This window comes from Roseibium aggregatum (assembly GCF_017309185.1).
Lineage (GTDB): Bacteria > Pseudomonadota > Alphaproteobacteria > Rhizobiales > Stappiaceae > Roseibium > Roseibium aggregatum_B.
On sequence record NZ_JAEKJZ010000002.1, the window covers coordinates 431900 to 451192 of the forward strand.

Below are 19293 nucleotides of genomic sequence, written 5' to 3' on the forward strand. Positions count from 1 at the left end.
CGGGCTTTGCCTCGACCGTGCAGCCAGCACGGCCTTCGTCAAAGCCCTTGGCCTTGAACCAAATCTGCTCCGGCAGAATGCTTCAATCTAACCGTGAAAGGCTCTAGCCTCCCGGAAAAAGAATGCCCGCGCCGGGCGAAAAGCGCCAGAGAGGTCTTCCCGCAGGGAACGGGAAGATATCCCGTTTCAGCCGGTCCCGTGTCAGTTTGAAAGGTGGACACTGGCGCGCATGCCCTGCTTCGCGGTGTCGAGCGAGAACCGTCCTCCGAGCGCATTGACCCGTTCGCGGATGCCGAGCAGGCCGTAGCCATCCCCGGCGGGCAGGTTTTCGCGCGCGCCGCCATCGTCGGTCACCGTAAGGGAGATCCCCTCGCCCGCAATCAGGACGACAGCAACAGCCTTCGGCCTTCCGTGCCGGATCGCATTGGTCAGGCATTCCTGTGCGATCCGATAGAGACTAAGCGCAAGGTCGTCGGGGATGGCGTCGATATCCCCTTGCAGCTTGAGTGTGAACCGGACATTCGGCAGACGGCCGCGCCAGCCCGCGACAAGCCGGTTCAGGGCGGCGTCCAGACCGAGTTCGTCGAGATCGGGCGGCCGCAGCCTGGAGAGTTCGTTACGCAGGTTCTGCATCATCTGGCCGGTGATCTCGCCGATCCGTTCGCCGTCCTTCGCAGTCGTCTCACCGGACTGCGCGACGGCCGCCGCCAGCGCGCGCGTGGCCGCCAGGCATTGGCCGAACTCGTCGTGGAGCTCCCGTGCCAGGGCACGGCGCTCGCTTTCCTGGACCGTGAACAGCCGCCGGGTCAGATCGGTCCTGGTCTCCCGCGCCTCCTCCAGGGCTTCGGCTGTATCGTTGAGCGCCAGGCTCAATCGGTCGAATTCCCTGACATGCTGACGTGGTTGCCGGGTCGCGAAGTCTCCGCTTTGCAGGCGTTCGATGCCGCGCAGGATCGTTCGGAAAGGTGCCAGCAGGCGCGCGACCAGAAGACCGGTCAGAACAGCGCCTGCCACCGCGATACCGAGTGTCAGCCGCATCAAATCGCCGATGCGGTCCCAGGCGCGAAAGACGATCACTTCCGACTCGGCGAAAGCGGTCACCTGGGCGTCGGTCACATAGCGCGTGCGAACCGGCCTCACGATCGGGGCCGGAATCAGCCCGATACGCTCCGCAAGCGCACCGAACCATTGGGGCGGGTTCGATTCCGAAACGACATAGGAACCGCAACGGCGGTGACTGGGCTCTCCGGCCGAACCGAATTCGACACAGACACCGGGGGCGATCAGTGTCCATCTCGGGAAACTTTGCCAGTCACGAAAGGCCGGCACCGGCGCGACGCCGCCGAAGGCAAGCCCCATGAAATCGGGGCGCGCGGCGATTGCCTCCGCCACCCGCTCGGCCGTGATCCGCGCGTTCTGGCGGGCATCGTCAGCGGTTGCCCAAAGAACCCAGCACGTGCCGAAAAAGACGACCGCCAGTTGCGCGGCCAGGAGGCGCAGGACGAGCTGTGGCAGAAGCCCGCGCATTACCCGAACTGGGTCAGGCCGGCCCGCTGCGCCTTGAGCACCAGATCGGCATCGCCGGACGCATCAAGCTTGGCCCGAACCTGCGAAAGGTTGTTCTGGATCGTCTTCGCGGAGAGGCCGAGCGTCCGAGCTATCGCCCGGCCGTTCATCCCGTGGGCAAGCAACTGCAGGATTTCCAGTTCCCGCCGGGTGAGGCTCCCGAGATCGTCATGGCCGAGCGACGTCTGGGCAACGTCCTGCGCCACGTCGGAAGACAGGACCCGGCGTCCAGACACGACCCGTCCAATCGCACTGACCAGTTCTTCCGGCGGGCTGCTTTTGGAGACGAACCCGCGTGCACCGGCGGCCAGGGCCTTTCGCGCGAAAACCGCTCCCTGGTGCATGGATACGATGATGATCCGCGCCGAAGGATTGTGAGCCAGAATGGCCTCGACCGCCGCCAGGCCTCCGGCTCCCGGCATGGAGAGATCCATCAGGACGATGTCCGGCTCATGGGTCAGAAAGGCGGCCAGTGCCGTTTCTCCGTCACCGGCCTCGGCGACGACCGCAAGTCCCGGCTGGCGTTCGAGCAGCCGAAGATAACCCTCCCGCACGATCGGGTGGTCGTCGGCCAAGAGAATACGGATCGCTCCCATGTTGAGATAATACCGCAGCCCCGCCAACGAGCTCAACGCATCCTTTGGGGTGTAAAATGACGCCGGAACGGTAGCTCGAAAAAATGCTCCGGTCCTGTACTCGCGCTCCGGTCTTTCCCGGGGGCTTGCCACTTGTGTTCAACAGACCGCGTCGCGGTTTGGGACGGCCGCCGCGACGTTTGTGACCCGACCGGTTACCGGCAGCCGCTCACGTAAATCGGCTTCCAGACCTTTCGTGCAGGCTGCACCTGAACCTGGCGGCTCACGGTCTTGTAAACGGCCGGTTTGGTGACGACGTATTTGAACGCCTCCTGCAGGAGGACCTTTTCCTTCACGGTCTTGTAAACCGCAGGCTGGCGAACGGCGACCCTGGAGGCGGGCTGCACAAGCACCTGTTCGCCGACGGTGCTGTAGACCGCTGGGATTTTCACCTTGCAGAGGATTTTCCGGCCGTTCACACGGCGGTACTCCCAGCCGATGCTTGCCGGTTGGGACAGAACCTTGCGATAGCGCGTCTGGTAGACCGCAGGCGTCTTCCGATAGCTGACCCGTTCGGCCTGCACGAGGACCCGGCGGGTTCGATAGCCGTAGACCGCCGGCTTGCTCGCTTCGTAGCTTGACGCCGCCTGAACCAGGACCCGCTCGTTGACGGTCTGGTAGACCGCCGGCACAATCGCCTGTTCGTAGCAGGAGAGCGTCTTGCCTCCGGCGAAAACGGGCGAACTCAACACGGGACCGACCGCTAACGCGGCGGCCGCGCTCCAGAACCTGCGACGCATGACACTTCCCCCAGTCTGGCGCAGAAAAACACTGCATCCATGACCTTAGGGAAGAAGCCCAACGGGTTAAAGCAAAAAAGTAAATTTCCGTTAAGAATTGGACGTCCGCAGTTCGTCCGCCGCCGCATCGCGGCGCGTGCCCAGTTCGTAGTCGGTGTCTTCGTTGATGATATGCCGGGCCTCCTCGGGCACCCAGGCCCCCCAGCAGGGTTCAAGCTTGTGGTCCACCGACACCCGGTCGTCGAAGACGAAACACTCGCCCTTCCAGAGGCTTTCGTCTTCCGGAACCTTTTCCAGATAGTTCAGAATGCCGCCTTCAAGATGATAGACCTCGTCGAAACCGTGCTTCAGCATCCAGCCGGTCGCCTTCTCGCAGCGGATGCCGCCGGTGCAGAACATCGCCACCTTGGGCTTTTTCTTCAGCTCTTCCTGCCCCTCCACCCAGGCGGGAAACTCCCGGAAAGCCTGGGTTTCGGGATTGAGCGCCCGCTCGAAGGTGCCGAAGGCGAATTCGTAATCGTTGCGCGTGTCGATCACCACCACATCCGGATCGGAAATCAGATCGTTCCAGTCTTCCGGTTTAACGTAGGTTCCGACGATCTCGTTCGGATCTATGCCATCGACGGCAAGACGCACGATCTCCTGCTTCAAACGCACCTTCATGCGCTTGAACACGTGCCGGTGCGTCCAGGCTTCCTTGTGGGTCAGACCGCGCAGTCGCGGGTCGGAGCGCAAATGGGCCAGCACCTGCCTGACCCCTTCCTCGGGGCCGCAGATCGTGCCGTTGATGCCCTCGCTCGCCAGAAGCAGACTGCCGCGCACGTCCCGCTCCACGCAGAAGGCCTTTAATGGAGCCCGCATGGCCTCAAAGTCCTCAAGCGGCGTAAACATGTAAAGGGCGGCAACAAGAAAGTCGTTCATCTGCTTGTTCTTTTTCTTCGAAGAGCGCTGGCCGTCCTGAGGACGCCGGACACGGAAATGTCGGACGCGGTTTCAGGTCTAGCCGGTTGCCGCTTTCTATACAGCGTCCCGCCGGTATCTGCAAAGCCCGTGAATTTTCGTACTTTGCGGATGCCAGGTCATCTTCCGCCATCTGCTTCCGGTCGATTGGTAAAGAGTTCCGCAGCCGGATGCTTTGCTGAAATTCTTCGCCTCGAGGTCTTTATTGCCCAAACATTGCGAAAAATACTATCGGAAGTAACGTCATGCAATTTTAAAGTAAGATAATCGAACATCAGAAATGATACGTACAATTTAGCTTGCCTGATTTCAGGAAAAGACGCTCAAATTAGAAATATATTAAGCAAAATCGCCTCAATCTCGAACATGAACTAATGACCTTCTATGGTGACTTGAGAATGGCTCGAAACAAGGTGATGCCGACGGGCGTCGAGAGGTTCTTTTCGGAACACGACCTGATCGTTTCCAAAACCGATACGCGTGGACGAATAACATATGCCAACAAGCTGTTTCGAGACATCGCCGGCTTCGACGGAAAAACCCTTCAAGACGCGCCGCACAGCCTCATTCGCCATCCCGACATGCCGCGATGCGTCTTCAAGCTGTTGTGGGACACCATCGAGGCCGGCCGGGAAATCTTCGGCTATGTAATCAACATGTCCGCGAACGGGGACCACTACTGGGTCCTGGCTCATGTCACCCCGAGTTTCGACGCCAAGGGCAGGATTATCGGCTATCACTCGAACCGCCGGGTTCCCAACCGGACGGTCGTCGAAGATGTCTTCATCCCTCTCTATGCCCAGCTCAATGAAACGGAACGCAAGGCGGCCGACCGGAAAAGTGGCCTGAAGGCCGGCTACGACCAGCTGATGTCCGTCCTCGAATCGAAAGGCGTGAGCTATGACGAGCTCATTCACTCTCTATAACGCCTGTCTCGCTGCCGGGGTTTCCCTTCTGGCCAGCCTGGCGGCGGGTCTTGCCTTTGCCGCGGGCTGGCCATCGCTTGCGGCCGCCGCGACCCTGCCGGGCCTCGCCGCGACCGTCTTCGTTCTTGTGACCCTTGTCCGCGCGCGCCGGGGGCTGGCCAGGGCGACCGAGGTCTGCGACAAGGTCGCCCGCGGCGATTTCGAGGCGCGCGCCTGCGATTTCGTCGAGGCCGGCGAGGTCAGCCGGATGATGTCCTCGATGAACAATCTGATCGACCGGACCGACGCCTTCATGCGCGAGGCAGCCGCCTCCATGATCGCCATTCAAAACAATCACTATTACCGGACGATCCAGCCCGGTGGCCTGAACGGGAGCTACCTCCAAAACGCCGAGACCATGAATGCCGTCATAGGCACCATCAAGGGACGGGTCGGCGCCTTCCGCCAGTCGACGGACTCCTTTGAAAACCAGATCGGACAGATTGCCGACAGCCTGATGTCCTCGGCCGGGAGCATGTCGGGCACCGCGGGCGACATGGAAGCGAGCGCGGTCTCGAACGCGAAGGTGGTCACCTCGATCGCGAGAGCCGCCGACGAGACCTCGCAAAACGTGAATTCGGCGGCCCTTGCCGTCGAACATCTGAGCGAAAGCACCGAGGAAATCAGCGGCCAGATCGAACGCTCCATCGAAATTGCCCGCGAGGCCGTCGACCAGGTGGCCCAGGGTCAGGACAAGGCCAACGGCCTGCGCACATCGACGGAAGCGATCGGCGAGATCATCACCTTCATTTCCTCCATCGCCAACCAGACCAACCTCCTGGCACTCAACGCGACGATCGAGGCGGCGCGGGCTGGAGAGATGGGCAAGGGGTTCGCGATCGTCGCCTCTGAAGTGAAGGAGCTCGCCACCCAGACCGCGAAAGCGACGCAGGAAATCACGGCATCCCTGGAGGAGGTCGATACGGCCAGCCGGGACACGGCGCGGGCCTTCGACACGGTTTCGCAAACGATCCGGCAAATTGAGGAAATCACCGAGATCATTTCCGCGGCGTCGCGCAAGCAGGCCGATGCCGCCCGCGATATCCGCGACAACGTCATGAACACGGTGGAATGCACCTCGCACGTCACCTCCATCGTGGAAAGCGTATCGAAAAACGCCGAAACGACCCGCGCGGCCTCCACGACGGTGCTGAATTCCGCCGAGACCATGAGCTCCAATGCCGGTCAGCTGACCGACGCGGTGACGGCCTTCTTCCAGTCGCTGCGCAAAGGCCCGATGGACAAGCAGGATCACGAAACCGAGGCAGCCTGAGGCATTCTTGGCCAACCGGTTTCGCTTCGGCTCCAAATCCGCCCGCGTTTTTTCCAGTGTCGCGAAAGCTCCGGCTGACAGGGTCGCCTTTTGGGCAATTGGGCTCTTGCCCATGCGCCCCTATCTCAAGGAAAGTGCTGCCCGACCGATTGGGACACCCTGGAGGCCTACATGACGATTCTCGGTGACTTGCTGTCGACCCTTTTTGAACGCCGGTACCGCAGGGCGGCGCTCGAACGGCCCGATTCGAGGTCCCTGGACGAACTGATCAATGCGCTGGTCGGTGCAACCGGAGAGATCTCGGGTCAATCCGCCGCGTTCCACATCCTGCAACGCTATCAGGACATGGACGACAGCGCCAAGCTCGGCTTTTTTCATCATATCGCCGCCGACATGAACATCGACCCGGACAAGGTCCGCGCCGCCCTTGACGCCTACGAGGCCGCTCCCGGTAAGCACACCTACCGAGCTTTCATGACCGCGGTCGAACCGGATAGGCAGGAGCTGATCCGGCGTCTCAATCAGGTGCCTCGCGCCACCGAGGCCCTGGTGCGCATGCGCGCCGACCTCATCCGCCTGGGCGGCGGCGACAACGAGCTTCAGGCGCTCGACCAGGACTTCCGCCACCTGTTCGTGTCCTGGTTCAATCGCGGCTTTCTGGTCCTGCGGCCGATCAACTGGGAAAGCCCGGCGCATATCCTGGAAAAAATCATCGCCTATGAGGCCGTCCACGAAATCGCCAGCTGGGAGGACCTGCGCCGCCGGCTCGCGCCGGACGACCGCCGCTGCTTCGCCTTCTTCCACCCGTCCATGCCGGACGAACCGCTGATCTTCGTCGAGGTCGCGCTGACAGCCGACGTCCCCGGCTCGATCCAGGACCTGCTCGCCGAGGACCGGCCGCACGGCAGGGCCGACAGGGCCAGAACCGCCGTGTTCTATTCCATCTCCAACTGCCAGGCCGGGCTCGCGGGCATTTCCTTCGGCAACTCGCTGATCAAACAGGTCGCCTCCGACCTGGCCGCCGAGCTCCCCGGACTGAAGACCTTCGTCACCCTGTCGCCGATCCCCGGCCTGACCAAATGGCTGGACAGTCAGGAGATCGCCTATGCCGGGGCCGACGCGAAACAGCTGCGAACGCTTGCCGCCCATTACCTCCTGTCCGCCAAGCGCAAGGACGGTCAGCCGCTCGACCCGGTGGCCCGGTTTCATCTGGGCAATGGCGCGCAGGTCCATGCCGTTCATGCGGATGCGGACATCTCCGACAAAGGCCGCGCCCAGTCCGCCGGCGTCATGGTCAACTATCTCTACGACCTCGCCAAAGTCACCCAGAACCTCGAACGCTTCGCAGGCTCCCTGGAGATCGCCGCCTCCTCGGACATCCGCTCTCTGGACACAGCCGCCAAAAAACAGGACCTCAGGCCGCAGGAGAAGGAACTGGCGGTCGAGTGACGCGCACACGCCCGGCGCGGCGCCTTAAGTCTCGTTGCAGGGCGGCCCGCCGTGCTCCAGCAGGTCTCCTCACGATTGCCTTCGCAAAAGAAAACCGTCGTGGGTTCCAGACTACCGTGAGATCCAAACCCGTCGCCTCCGGCGCGCTCACGGAACCAGCATCGGTTCGACCGCTTCTAGAACTGTGAACGCGTCCCAGATCTCCCTGGGTGTCATCGTTTCCGTTGCCCCCGATGCGGTGGATCTGCAGAAGAAACCAAGCCAGCATATCCCGCTTTTGGAATAGGCAGAAGCTGGTATGGGATAATGGAAAAGCAGTTTCTATAAATTTCAAACTTAGGTAGCGTTAAAATCGGCAAATCCACCAAGTTTGAAATTAAAACCTGTTGATGAACACTATATATAATAGACCAACGAAGACTATGTTTCATTTTAGGAGATGCCGCGTGCGACGGGGGGCGACATCACTCCCATAGATTGTCGGCCCGCCTTTTGGCCCACGCACTGGCGCTATCGGTTACCGATACCTTCGGAGCTTCGTCGTAGGCGTCTTTCCAAACAGAAAATCTGTTGGTACGCCAACTTTGTTGAGTCTAGTTCCGATTGGCAAGGGCATCAATAGAAATCTCTACACACTTCGTAAAACTACCCAGGAAGCGCGAAACATCTACTTCCACTCTCTAATCCCACTTGCTAGCACACCTAGGACGAGCGAACTTTACAACCCGGTTGAAATTGAAGGACCAGGATACAACTCGATGAAATTCAAAATTAATAAAGCATTGACTGTGAGCCTCCTAATTTTAAAGATACGTCGTTTGCTTGAGGATAAAACCTGTGATGGAAAATTCTTGGACCCAAGATGAGTTGGCAGAAGCTATCGAAGAGAAAACTAAAGATGTGTGGGAAAAAAATCGAAACCCTCTTTTGCTCAGCGAACTAGGAATGGAGCTTTCGAAACAAAAGGGGGACTATCGAAGTGCAATCGCACCATTAAAGCTTAGGCAGTTCATTGCCACTCAACTTTCCAGCAGAGTGGTTATAATCACCCACCCGACACAGCAACAAAAGATCGCACTCATACCATCTGGAGAGCAGTTTTCTTTTGACGATACTACCCAGAGGTCAACTAACAAAACCAATGAAAGCGAAAGGATTAAAGCTTCTATTTGGGCCGCCTTTGTAAAACCAATACCAGCAAATTCGACAAGGTACTTGGATATAGCCGGGCAGGAATTGCGCTTCCAAGATGTACCAAGCAACTCCCCCCCTCCCAGTCAAACTTCAAAACAGATTCCATCTGGCCTCGTCATAGATGGACGCAGCTCAAAGTATGACGCACAAGAAGTCGCAGATACAATCAAGACTTGGGCATCAAAAAACAACTTACCTGAAGAAAAACTTTATATTCGAGAACTCAAAACCAGGCCCCCTAAAAATAAATTCTTTGAAGTATTCCAAGGGCTGAGCGAAAGCGATTTGCGAAGGATACAAATACCATTTGATATCATAATGAAATTGGCTCAAAAATGAAAATTTCTTTTATTTTACTGACAAATCAGAAAGATTTGAAAAAATATTTTTCCGTTACCGGTATCGGGATGGTTCCGAAGGAAATTCGTGAAAAGCATGGGGCAGATCATAAGTTTTTCACTAAGCCTCCCCATCTAGACGATTTAACGTATTGCTTAAAGATAAACAGAGAAAATCCAGATTCAGCAATTGCAATTTTGTCAGATTCAGAATATCGATCAAATATTTTTGATTTAGAAGTACCAACAAGTATTCTTCAGGCGCGGGAACGTAACATTAAGACTGAATTGTCTCGCGTAATTACTTTCTGGATCAAAAGATTGAACTCCCTAGAACAGACTTTCAAACCAATGGGCAATCGTAAAGCTCTTTTACTGCCGTTTCCCAATTTCAAAGACACAACTGCGCAACAATTATGGTCATCCATAAACAAAAATCTGGGCGAAAGAACTTTTTCGTTAATTGTCGAAATAGAGAAACTAGTTTCTCATTTAAGAGATAAAGAGTTTCCAAAAAAGAAAGGAGGATATCGCGACAAGTACTTCGTAGACGAACGTGGATATCATTTTCAGTATGGACATGAAAGGCATTCTCGTCCCGTAGTTGAGGGAAATGGCCACACTGCGAAGTGCGCCTTCAACTCTCAGCTTCGCTTCGGTTTGCCGTACGACTTTGAGCGGCACTATAATCTCTCGCTCGAAGACAACAGAAATCTAAAAGGGCGACAATTCGTCAACTGTCACAATCAAACGCATACTGCTGAGAGTTGCGACCATCTAAATATTTTTCCAAATAGTTTCATAAATTGAAATTGAAAATGGGCGCTAAAGCGCCCATTTTCGACTCAAATATCTAAGCTTAACTACCTTGCACCGGTTCGGTAATGCCAGATCACGACGTAGTCGATCTTTCCGTCACCCGTCATCCCTGCAGTAGGCTCCCAAATGCTTACGGGCTGTAAGTTCCACTTGGGCGCATGCAAAGAGCTTTCTTAGATACGAGTTGTTTCAAACTCTGAACTGAAAGAGCCATACTCAGGCTGCGGAGTCAACAGCTACATAGAAGCCTGCTACATTTTTTAAAACGCGATCGGTTAACATTTAGTTCCGATAAACTTTTAGGCACCAAACAAAAAAGTATTTAGGAATCCTCCTCCTGAACGTCAATAGACGACTCTCGAGGCTTTCCATCACTTCCCCTTCCCAACCAGCCGGTCATAAGCCGCCAGATCCACCAGCAGACAATGCTTCGGCACGCGTTGAATCTTCACGTTCCGGGCGTTCAGGCCACGCAGACCAGGTTTTCGGGGGCCCGTTCAGCGCCGTTGACCAGCCGCCTTCGAATAAATCGCTTTCCCGGAAGACCTTGTTCAAGGCCGGATGCTTGCCGCTTGGCACGGCCAGGAACGGGCCGTTGCCCGGGCCTTCCGCCTTCAAAAGACCGCGGCCGGCGAGTGCCAGTTTTTCCTTGGTCCATTTCAGATCGATAAAGTGATCGTTGCTTTCGAATTCGACAGGAACCGCGGACCATAATCCGGCTTATCCCTCTCCCCCCTCCTCCAGCGGCTCCTCCAGCCCCCTCGACAGGTCCGCGCTGCGGACGAGATCCAGAAACGCGGTCGCGGCCGGTGACAGTACGTGGCCGGCCCGCCAGATCACCCCGATCTGGCGCACCATTTCAGGAGCGCTCAGGCGGCGGTAGATCAGGCTGCCGGTTCGAAGCACCGGCAGGGTCAGCACCGGCAAGGCGGTAACGCCCAGGCCCTGGGACACGAATGCGCCGGCGGTGGCAAGATGGGCGACCTCGAAACGCGGCCGGAACAGCAGGTTCTGCTGTGAACAGGCCGCTTCGATCAGGTCGCGCACGCTGGTTCCCCGCGCCATGGCGACAAATGGCTGGCGGACGAGTTCTTCCCACGTGTAGCTGCGCGGCTCCGAAAGAGCACCTCCGGCGGCCCCCACGGCCACGAAACGGTCCGACAGAAGATGGCGGAACGAAATCCTGTCCGATGTCTCCACAGCGCCTGCGGTGAACCCCAGATCCGCTTCCCCCTGCTCCACGCTGCGGATGACCTGATCCGACAGGGCGTCGTTGATCTGCACGTCGATATCGGGATGCTCGGACAGGAAACGGGCGACGACGGAGGGCAACAGGCCTGCGGTGACGGACGGCAGGCCCGCGATGGTCAGCCGTCCCCGGTGCGCCGCCAGATAGGCGTCGAATTCCGCCCCCGCGTTGGCGGCGGTGTTCAACACGCGCTCCGCCAGCCGCAACAGGGTTTCGCCCTGCGGCGTGAGAGAGACATTACGTGTATCCCGGTTGAAAAGGCGCGTGCCCAGCCTTTCTTCCATCCGCGCGATCTGCCGGCTCAGCGCCGAGGCGGACAGGCCGATATCCTCGGCCACGGCGCGAAAGCCCGAACCGGAGGCGAGCGCACAGAACACGCGCAAATCATTCAAGTCGAATTTGTTGCGTTCCATGCAACAATTATTTCCAATAAATCACTTCACGCAACAAAAGTCTTGCGACACTTTGCTTAAAGGCGGGAAAGCCTGTCCGGAGACCTGGGAAAAGGGGGTCACCGGGAAAGGCATCCCCGTCCGGACATATCCGCCCGTCTTGCGGGCCTTTGGGAGGAGACATTCATGCGACTTTCACATCTCGCGCTCGCGGGCGCTCTCGCGCTCGGTCTCGGCTTGCCGGCCTCGGCCCAGGAAAAGCTGCTGATCGGGTCCACTTCCGCCTCTTCGAGCCACTACGGTTATTTCGTCGCCGTCGCCAAGCTGGTGAACGAAAAGGCGGATGGCCTCGAAGCCTCGGTGGTCGAAACCGGCGCGACACTCGACAATCTCCGCCGTATCCAACGCGGCCAGATCGACCTCGGTCTTGTAACGACAAACGTCGCCCAGCACGCGGCCGCCGGCACCAACAAGTTCGAAGGCAAGCCGATGGATCTCGGCCTGCTTTGGGTTTACACCGGCGCCCCGCAAAACGTCATCGTCCGGGCGGATGCCGAAGTCGGCAGCCTTGAGGAACTGAAAGGCGTTCGTTTCAATCCCGGTATCAAGGGGTCGGCAACGGAAAGCACCACCGAGGCGGTATTCGACGCGCTCGGCCTCAGCGCCGATTACGTACGCGGGTCCACCACGGACGTCGTCGACATGATCAAGGACAATCGCGTTGCCGGCTATGTGAAATCGGGAGCCGGTCTGAAACTCGATGGGTCGACCCTCGATATCGCCACCTTCACCCCGATCAAGGTGCTCAGCCTGAGCGATGAGCAGAAGGCGAAGCTGGCGGAGACCATGCCGGATGTGTCGCTTGTGGATATCCCCGCCGGCGCGGCCGAAGGCATCCCCGCCTATTCGACCTGGAGTTTCGGCGTCGGCGTTGCCGCGGGACCGGAGCTCTCCGAGGAGGCCGCCTACAAGATCGTCAAGGCGATCATGGAGGATGACTCGGTTCAAGGCGCCGCCATGGCGTCCGTCAAGGGCGTCAACCTCGCTGACCTGACCCTGCAATATGCGACCATTCCGCTGCATCCGGGTGCCGCCAAATGGTATCGCGAGCAGGGAATTGACATCCCCGCGCATCTCCAGCCGAAAAACTAAGACCGGACCGGGGACAGGGGAAACGCCGTGCTGACGCGCATTCGTGACGGACTGGCTCTTCTGACGGGAGCCTTCGTCTTCTACACCGCGGCGACCGGGCCGTTCGAAAGCCTGATCCAGCGCGCGATTTTTCTGGCCCTGGTGGTCTGCCTCGGCCTTGCGGTCTACCCGCTCGGCCACGGCAGACGCTGGCGTCCCCTCGGGATCGCCATCGATCTCGCGGCCGCGGGTGTCACACTGGCGGCCTGCTGTTACATCGTCGTCAACTACGACGAGATCATGACCAGCCTTCCCTGGGCGACCCGGCTTGACATGATCCTGACGGCCGGGCTTGTCCTGGCCGTACTGGAGGTCGGCCGGCGGGCGGTCGGGATCATCTTTCCCGCCCTGGTCATCGCCGGGCTCGCTTACGCGCTCCTCGGCGACCGTCTTCCCGGCGCGCTCGCCCACAGGGGCTTCGACCTGGCCTTCGTCACCGAAACCATCTTTCTGGGCGATCTCGGCATCTGGGGCATGCTGACCGGCGTTGCCGCGACCGTGATCGCCGCCTTCGTCCTCTTCGGCGCCTTGCTGCTTCACACCGGCGGCGGCCAAAGCTTCATGGACCTCGCCATGCGGCTCGGCGGTCGCCAGCCCGGCGGCGCGGCGAAGATCGCGACCATCGCCAGCGGCCTGTTCGGCATGATTTCAGGATCCGCAGTCGCGAATGTCGCGACGACGGGCAATTTCACCATTCCGATGATGAAACGGCTCGGCTATCCGCCCGCCTTTGCCGCCGCCGTTGAAGCCGTGGCCTCGACCGGCGGCCAGATCGCGCCCCCGATCATGGGCGCGGCCGCCTTCGTCATGGCGGAAATCCTCGGCGTTTCATATGTCACGATCATCGCTGCCGCCGTGGTTCCGGCGCTTTTGTTCTATCTCTCTGTTTTCGTCACGGTTCACATCGTCTCGGTACGCAAGAACCTGAAACTCGTGCCGGAAGACGAACTGCCCGCCTGGTCCACGATCCGGGCGCCGCGCCGGGTCCTCCCCATTCTCGCCGCCCTCGGTGGATTGGGGATCGGTGTTTTTCTCGGCCGCTCGGTTGCGACCGCCGCCTTCTACGGCATTGTCGGGCTGCTCATCGCGTTTGTCGCCACATCCGCGGGCAAGATGCCTCCTCGCCGCATGATCGGGCTGATCCTCGAGGGGATAGGCGATGCCGGCAAAGGCATGGTGATCATCGGCGTACTGCTGGCCGGGGCGCAGATCCTCGTTTCTATGATCAACCTCACCGGCATCGGCGTCACCTTGAGCTCCCTGATCGTCGCGCTTGCGGGCGATTCCGTGCCGCTCGTCGCCCTGATCGTCGGCGGTGTCTGCCTGATCATGGGCATGGGGCTGCCGACGACGGCGGCCTATGTGCTGGTGGCGGCCGTTCTCGCTCCGGCCATGACGGCCGTGGGCATCGACCCGCTCGCCGCCCATCTCTTCGTGTTCTACTTCGCAACCATCTCCGTCATCACGCCACCCGTCTGCGTCGCGGTCTTCGTTGGCGCCGGCATCGCACAGACCAACTGGCTCCCGGCTGCCTTCGAGGCGGTACGCCTGGGAGCGGTCACCTATGTGGTGCCCTTCCTGCTCCTCATATATCCAGGCATGACCGGTCAGGGCGGCGTCATGGAATTCGCCAATGCGATCCTGTCCGGCCTGGTGCTCGTGATTGCCATCCCCTCCCTCCTGAGCGGCCAGAGGCTGTTCGCGATACGCTCTCTGGACATCCTTGTCCTTAGCGCCTGTATCGCGCTTGCCATCTGGCCCTTCCCCGCTGCTCCGCTCCTGGCCGGAGTGCTGCTCATGGCCACATGGCATCTCGGGAAACCGCGCCGCCTCGCACCCGGACAAGCCCAATGAAGACACTGAGACTTGGCACCGGCGCCGGCTTTTCCGGCGACCGCATCGAGCCGGCGGTCGACCTCGCCGAGAGGGGCGATCTCGACTACCTTGTCTTCGAATGTCTTGCCGAGCGAACGATCGCGCTTGCCCAGCAGGCCCGACGTCTGGATCCGGGCGCGGGCTACGACCCCATGCTTGAGCCCCGCATGCGGGCGATCTTGCCGATCCAGACACGGCGCAGGTTCAAGATCATCTCCAACATGGGGGCGGCCAACCCTGTCGCAGCCGCGCTGAAAACCCTGGAAATCGCCCGGGACCTTGGCATCAGGGGACTTCGCATCGCCGCCGTCACAGGAGACGACATTCTGGCCGCGGTTTCCGGCACGGATTTCACGGTCCTGGAAACCGGCGAAACCCTGCGCGCGTTCGAGAAGCCTTTCCTCTCCGCCAATGCCTATACGGGGGCCGCGCCGATCGTCGCCGCCCTTGAAGCCGGCGCCGATGTGATCCTGACCGGCCGCGCCTCCGATCCCGCCATGTTCCTTGCTCCGCTTATTCACGAGTTCGGCTGGCGGATGGACGATTGGGAAAAGCTCGGCCGGGGAACGCTGGTCGGGCACATGATGGAATGCGGCGGCCAGGTGACCGGAGGCTATTTCGCCGATCCCGGCTACAAGGACGTTCCCGATCTCGCCAATCTCGGCTTTCCCATCGCCGAGGTGGACGCGGACGGCAATTTCACCGTCACAAAGCTCCCCGGCACCGGCGGCAGGGTGAGCGAGGCCACCTGCAAGGAGCAATTGCTTTACGAGGTCCATGACCCGGCAGCCTACCTGCAGCCGGACGTGGTCGCGGATTTTTCCAACGTTCTGATCGCGCAGGAAGCCCCCGACCGGGTCCGCCTGCACGGCGCCACAGGCCATCCGAAAACCGGAATGCTCAAGGTCTCGCTCGGCTTTCTGGACGCTTATGTCGGCGAGGGACAGATTTCCTATGCCGGGCCAGGCGCCGAAGCGCGCGGGCAGCTGGCGCTGGAAATCCTTCAGCAACGCCTCGCAACCGCGCAGCCCGCCCTTCGCGAGAGCCGGGGGGAACTGATCGGCATCGACGCGATCCTTGGCGCCATGCAGCCCGATCGCAGGCCAGCGCGGGAAGTCCGGCTCAGGTTCGCCGCCAGGGCGGAGACGGCCGAAGCGGCCGGCCGCGTCGGCAACGAAGTCGAAAGCCTGTACCTGAACGGTCCGGCGGCCGGCGGCGGCGTCACCAAATCGGTCCGGGAAATCGTGGCCATCGTGTCAACGCTCATTCCCGAAAGCCTCATCGTGCCCGGTCTCGAAGTCCTGGAGAGTTAGCCCCATGCTGTTGCGCGACATCGCTCACTCCCGCACCGGGGACAAGGGCAACATTTCCAACGTCTCCGTCATCGTTCACGACATGAAGGACTGGCCGCTCGTTCAGGAAAGACTGACGCCGGAGCGGTTGCGCGCGCATCTTTCCTGGCTTCCGGTCGAAAAGATCGAACGCTTCTCGCTCCCTCAACTCGGCGCCCTGAACTTCGTTCTTCACGGTGCGCTGAAGGGTGGCGTGACCCGCTCTCTGGCACTCGACGCCCACGGCAAATGCCTCAGTTCGGCGGTGCTTGAACTGGACTTGAACGCCCCCGCGTGCGATTGAACGGGAGTTTGAACCGCGCACCGGCCCTTCGAGTGCGATAACCGCCTCATTTCCGGAGGCAGCCTTTTCCCGGACGCCGCCATGCCGCATCTGTTTGTCAACCGGCCACGGGTCTACGATCTGATCCGTCAGGACAAGGACCTGAAAAAGCAGTTCCGCTGGGAAACGATCAACGCCGTGTTCTACAAGCTGGGCGGGTTGATCTTCGTCATCGGCAGTATTCTGTTCTACCCGTCCCTGTCGGCCTACCAGAACCTGGGCGCCTGGCTGTTCGTCGCCGGCTCGGCCCTCTATCTGACCGTGACGAGCCACGATCTGGTCGAATGCATTCGCTACCGGCGGATCACCACGGAAAAACTGACGGTCTGGGACCGGCTGGAACTCGGCGCGGCCCTCGCCTACACGGCCGGTACGATCCTGTTCGTCGCCGGCAGCATCCTGTTTCTGTCCTATGTCGACCGGGCACATCTCGGCGCCTGGTGTTTCGTGCTCGGCAGTCTGCTTTTCGTCGTCGGCGCGACCGTCAACGTGCTTCAGATCGTCCAGGCGGAAAACATGGTCACCCTGCAGCTCATGAACCTGACCGCAATCACCTTCGTCACCGGCTCGGTCCTCTTCACTGTCGCCTCCGTCCCCTATCTCTGGTCCCTGGCTGACCCCGCCGACGAAACCCGCCTCGATGCCTACCTCGCCTCCCAGTATGTCGCGGGCAGCCTCCTGTTTCTCCTGGGCGGCGTTTTCAATTACTGGCGGGCGTTCGTCTTTATCCGGGGCAAGGTAAAGCGCGCGGAACCGGTGCGGATGTCGCCAGGCTGAGCGTCGGAAATCCGAGTGAAACCCTCAGCCTTGTCCTGCAACAGGACCGGAAAAACGCCCCCCTTTGCAGACCCAAAGGCTCAGCCCTCACAGACCTCCGGATTGATCATGTTGATCGGCTTGCCGTCCGCATAGGCAACCACCTGGTCGAAAATGTCGGAAAACTGCAGCTCGAATTCATCCTCCGTGACGAAGCCGATGTGAGGCGTGGCGACCATATTGGGGTGATTGACCAGCGGATCCCCGGGATCGGTCACCGGCTCCTTGTCGAACACGTCGATCGCGGCAAAGCCCGGACGGCCCGCGTTGAGCCCTTCCAGGAGGGCGCCCTCCCGGATAAGTCCGGCACGCGAGGTATTGACGAAAATCGAACCCGGTTTCATCGCGGCAAGGTCATTCTCGGTCACGATGCCACGCGTTGTCGGCACGAGACGCAGATGCAGGCTGACAACATCGCACCCGGAGAAAAACGCCTCGCGGCTTTCCGCGACCGTCTCACCGTCCTGCCGCGCCCGTTCCCGCGAGGTCTCCGAGGCCCAATAGACGACCTTCATGCCCAAAGCCTTCGCGTAACCGGCGACGGCCCCGCCGATACGGCCATAGCCGTAAAGACCGAGCGTCCTCCCACGCAGCGTCTTGCCGACTCCCATCTGCCACGCTCCCTCCCTCAGGGAAGCCATCTGCGCCGGGATCTGTCTGGCGCTCGCCAGGATCAACGCGAGGGTATGTTCGGCGGCGGCATAGGACGGTGTGCCGGCATGCATATTTGAACACAGCAGCACGCCATTTGCCGTGCAGGCCTCCATATCCACATGGGGATAGCCGCTGCGCTGGCTGATAAGTTTCAGTTTGGGCAACCGGTCCAGAAGCTCCTTGGTCACTTTCGTGCGCTCGCGGAACAACACGACCGCGTCGAAGTCCTGGAGCCTTTCGACGAGCTCATCCGTACTCTCGGCTCGATCGTTGAAGACCGTGACCTCCTGGCCTTCAAGCTTCGAAAAACACGGTAAGGTTCTCAGCGTATCGAAGTAATCGTCAAGTATCGCAAGTTTCACGCCTGCCCTCCCCGGTTCTGGCGTTTTTCTCTTCTGATTTGCCGAAGGCTAATGACCTCAGCAAATCAAAGCTATTCAATATTGGTTCGCGCCTATTGATTTTGCGTCCATCACGCTCCTCGACCCAGACAGGCCGGCCTTTTGCTTCCTATAAACGGACGGGTTCGGAGTGTTCCAGGGGGGAGAAAATGAGCGAAAAAATCACATTCATCGGCTTCGGCGAAGCGGCCAGCGCGATTGTGAGCGGTTGGGGACCATCACGCCACGAGGTCTTTACCTACGACATCAAGCTGGACGATCCTTCGACGCGCGGCGAAATTGTAGACCGGTGTTCGAAATTCGGCGTCTGGCCTTGCGATACCCCTCAAGAGGCTCTCCAAGACGCGGATCTGGTTTTATCCACCGTCACTGCGGATCAGGCCACCGAGGCCGCGCGCGCAGCATCACCATTCCTGAAGGCGGGCCAGGTGTGGCTGGATCTCAATTCCTGCGCGCCCTCCTCCAAGGTGAAATCCGCCGGTCTGATCGAAGCCGCAGGAGGACAGTATGTCGATGTGGCGGTCATGGCGCCTGTCTATCCCAAACTGAACAGGGTGCCTTTGCTGGTCGCCGGACCGCATGCCGATGAGATCGCTCCCCGGCTCGCCGGACTTCCCATGTCGCCCCGCGTCGTTCCGGGCGACATCGGCGCCGCGTCTTCCATCAAGATGATCAGGTCAATCATGGTGAAGGGGCTCGAGGCGCTGACGGCCGAGTGCACGCTCGCCGCCGTTGCCGCCGGTGTGCAGGATGAGGTTTTCGCCTCCCTCCTGAAAAGTCATCCCGGTACCGACTGGCCCGCGCAAACGTTCTACAATTTCGAGCGCTCCATGGTGCATGGCGCCCGGCGCGCCGCCGAGATGGAAGAAGTCGCCAGGACGCTTCAGGACCTTGGCTTGCCGTCGGATATGGTCACGTCAACCGTCAAATGGCAGCGCAAGCTCGCCGCAGCCGACGTTCCCGCCCCTGAAAACGCCAGACAGATAAATCCGGAAACGATCGCGCATGCCTTGCTGCCACACATTCGGTCGAGCTGATACCGAGGCTTGATGTTCTGCTGCGAATGCCGGGAGGTGTTTCAGTGATGCAGGAAATTCATCAA

At 59.9% G+C, this 19293-nt stretch carries 17 protein-coding genes; 11 read left to right on the plus strand and 6 right to left on the minus strand.

The annotated features are described in order from the left end of the window. Positions 1-201 precede the first annotated feature (201 nt). The 4 genes from JF539_RS14180 to JF539_RS14195 all read right to left on the minus strand — a co-directional run bounded on the left by JF539_RS14180 (position 202) and on the right by JF539_RS14195 (position 3862). Positions 202-1527: a histidine kinase gene (locus tag JF539_RS14180; protein ID WP_207141316.1), complete on the minus strand. Its 1326-nt coding sequence runs from the start codon at positions 1525-1527 to the stop codon at positions 202-204. Further along, positions 1527-2198: a response regulator gene (locus JF539_RS14185; RefSeq protein WP_207141317.1), complete on the minus strand. Its 672-nt coding sequence runs from the start codon at positions 2196-2198 to the stop codon at positions 1527-1529. Before JF539_RS14185 ends, JF539_RS14180 begins: the two co-directional genes overlap by 1 nt. A gap of 158 nt (positions 2199-2356) precedes the next feature. Next, positions 2357-2941, minus strand: a complete 585-nt coding sequence (locus tag JF539_RS14190; protein WP_207141318.1) for a hypothetical protein — start codon at positions 2939-2941, stop codon at positions 2357-2359. A 90-nt stretch (positions 2942-3031) separates the two neighbouring features. Further along, on the minus strand, positions 3032-3862 hold the full coding sequence (locus JF539_RS14195; RefSeq protein ID WP_207141319.1) for a rhodanese-related sulfurtransferase: 831 nt from the start codon (positions 3860-3862) through the stop codon (positions 3032-3034). Positions 3863-4299: 437 nt separating this feature from the next. On the opposite strand from JF539_RS14195, the gene JF539_RS14200 reads away from it, so the two are divergent. The 5 genes from JF539_RS14200 to JF539_RS14220 all read left to right on the plus strand — a co-directional run bounded on the left by JF539_RS14200 (position 4300) and on the right by JF539_RS14220 (position 9930). Beyond that, entirely contained in the window at positions 4300-4827 is a 528-nt protein-coding gene (locus JF539_RS14200) for a PAS domain-containing protein (RefSeq protein ID WP_207141320.1), read from the plus strand. Further along, positions 4802-6139 carry a methyl-accepting chemotaxis protein gene (locus JF539_RS14205; RefSeq protein WP_207141321.1) on the plus strand — a complete coding sequence of 446 codons (1338 nt, stop codon included), beginning with the start codon at positions 4802-4804 and terminating at the stop codon, positions 6137-6139. Before JF539_RS14200 ends, JF539_RS14205 begins: the two co-directional genes overlap by 26 nt. Positions 6140-6310: 171 nt before the next feature. After that, the gene (locus JF539_RS14210) at positions 6311-7588 is read left to right on the plus strand and encodes a malonyl-CoA decarboxylase (protein WP_207141322.1); all 1278 of its coding nucleotides are present in this window, start codon (positions 6311-6313) and stop codon (positions 7586-7588) included. An 840-nt stretch (positions 7589-8428) separates the two neighbouring features. Further along, the gene (locus tag JF539_RS14215; protein WP_207141323.1) at positions 8429-9121 is read left to right on the plus strand and encodes a hypothetical protein; all 693 of its coding nucleotides are present in this window, start codon (positions 8429-8431) and stop codon (positions 9119-9121) included. Continuing rightward, positions 9118-9930, plus strand: a complete 813-nt coding sequence (locus JF539_RS14220; protein ID WP_207141324.1) for a hypothetical protein — start codon at positions 9118-9120, stop codon at positions 9928-9930. Before JF539_RS14215 ends, JF539_RS14220 begins: the two co-directional genes overlap by 4 nt. Before the next feature lie 729 nt (positions 9931-10659). Here JF539_RS14220 and JF539_RS14225 read toward each other — a convergent pair. Beyond that, positions 10660-11601: a LysR family transcriptional regulator gene (locus tag JF539_RS14225; protein ID WP_207141325.1), complete on the minus strand. Its 942-nt coding sequence runs from the start codon at positions 11599-11601 to the stop codon at positions 10660-10662. Positions 11602-11766: 165 nt separating this feature from the next. Between JF539_RS14225 and JF539_RS14230 the strand changes: the two genes are divergently transcribed. The 5 genes from JF539_RS14230 to JF539_RS14250 all read left to right on the plus strand — a co-directional run bounded on the left by JF539_RS14230 (position 11767) and on the right by JF539_RS14250 (position 17097). Then, the gene (locus JF539_RS14230; protein ID WP_207141326.1) at positions 11767-12732 is read left to right on the plus strand and encodes a TAXI family TRAP transporter solute-binding subunit; all 966 of its coding nucleotides are present in this window, start codon (positions 11767-11769) and stop codon (positions 12730-12732) included. Between the two features lie 27 nt (positions 12733-12759). Next, positions 12760-14625 carry a TRAP transporter permease gene (locus JF539_RS14235; protein WP_207141327.1) on the plus strand — a complete coding sequence of 622 codons (1866 nt, stop codon included), beginning with the start codon at positions 12760-12762 and terminating at the stop codon, positions 14623-14625. Beyond that, positions 14622-15959 (plus strand): acyclic terpene utilization AtuA family protein, encoded by a 1338-nt coding sequence (locus JF539_RS14240; protein ID WP_207141328.1) that lies wholly within the window; start codon positions 14622-14624, stop codon positions 15957-15959. The genes JF539_RS14235 and JF539_RS14240 overlap by 4 nt, the downstream gene beginning before the upstream one ends. A 4-nt stretch (positions 15960-15963) precedes the next feature. Further along, positions 15964-16281 (plus strand): hypothetical protein, encoded by a 318-nt coding sequence (locus JF539_RS14245; RefSeq protein ID WP_207141329.1) that lies wholly within the window; start codon positions 15964-15966, stop codon positions 16279-16281. Between the two features lie 81 nt (positions 16282-16362). Continuing rightward, the gene (locus tag JF539_RS14250; RefSeq protein WP_207141330.1) at positions 16363-17097 is read left to right on the plus strand and encodes a YrhK family protein; all 735 of its coding nucleotides are present in this window, start codon (positions 16363-16365) and stop codon (positions 17095-17097) included. Between the two features lie 80 nt (positions 17098-17177). Here the strand turns inward: JF539_RS14250 and JF539_RS14255 are convergent, their stop codons facing one another. Beyond that, positions 17178-18152 carry a D-2-hydroxyacid dehydrogenase family protein gene (locus JF539_RS14255; RefSeq protein ID WP_207141331.1) on the minus strand — a complete coding sequence of 325 codons (975 nt, stop codon included), beginning with the start codon at positions 18150-18152 and terminating at the stop codon, positions 17178-17180. A 188-nt stretch (positions 18153-18340) separates the two neighbouring features. Between JF539_RS14255 and JF539_RS14260 the strand changes: the two genes are divergently transcribed. Next, a complete protein-coding gene (locus JF539_RS14260; protein WP_207141332.1) occupies positions 18341-19228 on the plus strand; it encodes an NAD(P)-dependent oxidoreductase in 888 nt (295 codons plus the stop codon). Positions 19229-19293: the final 65 nt, after the last annotated feature.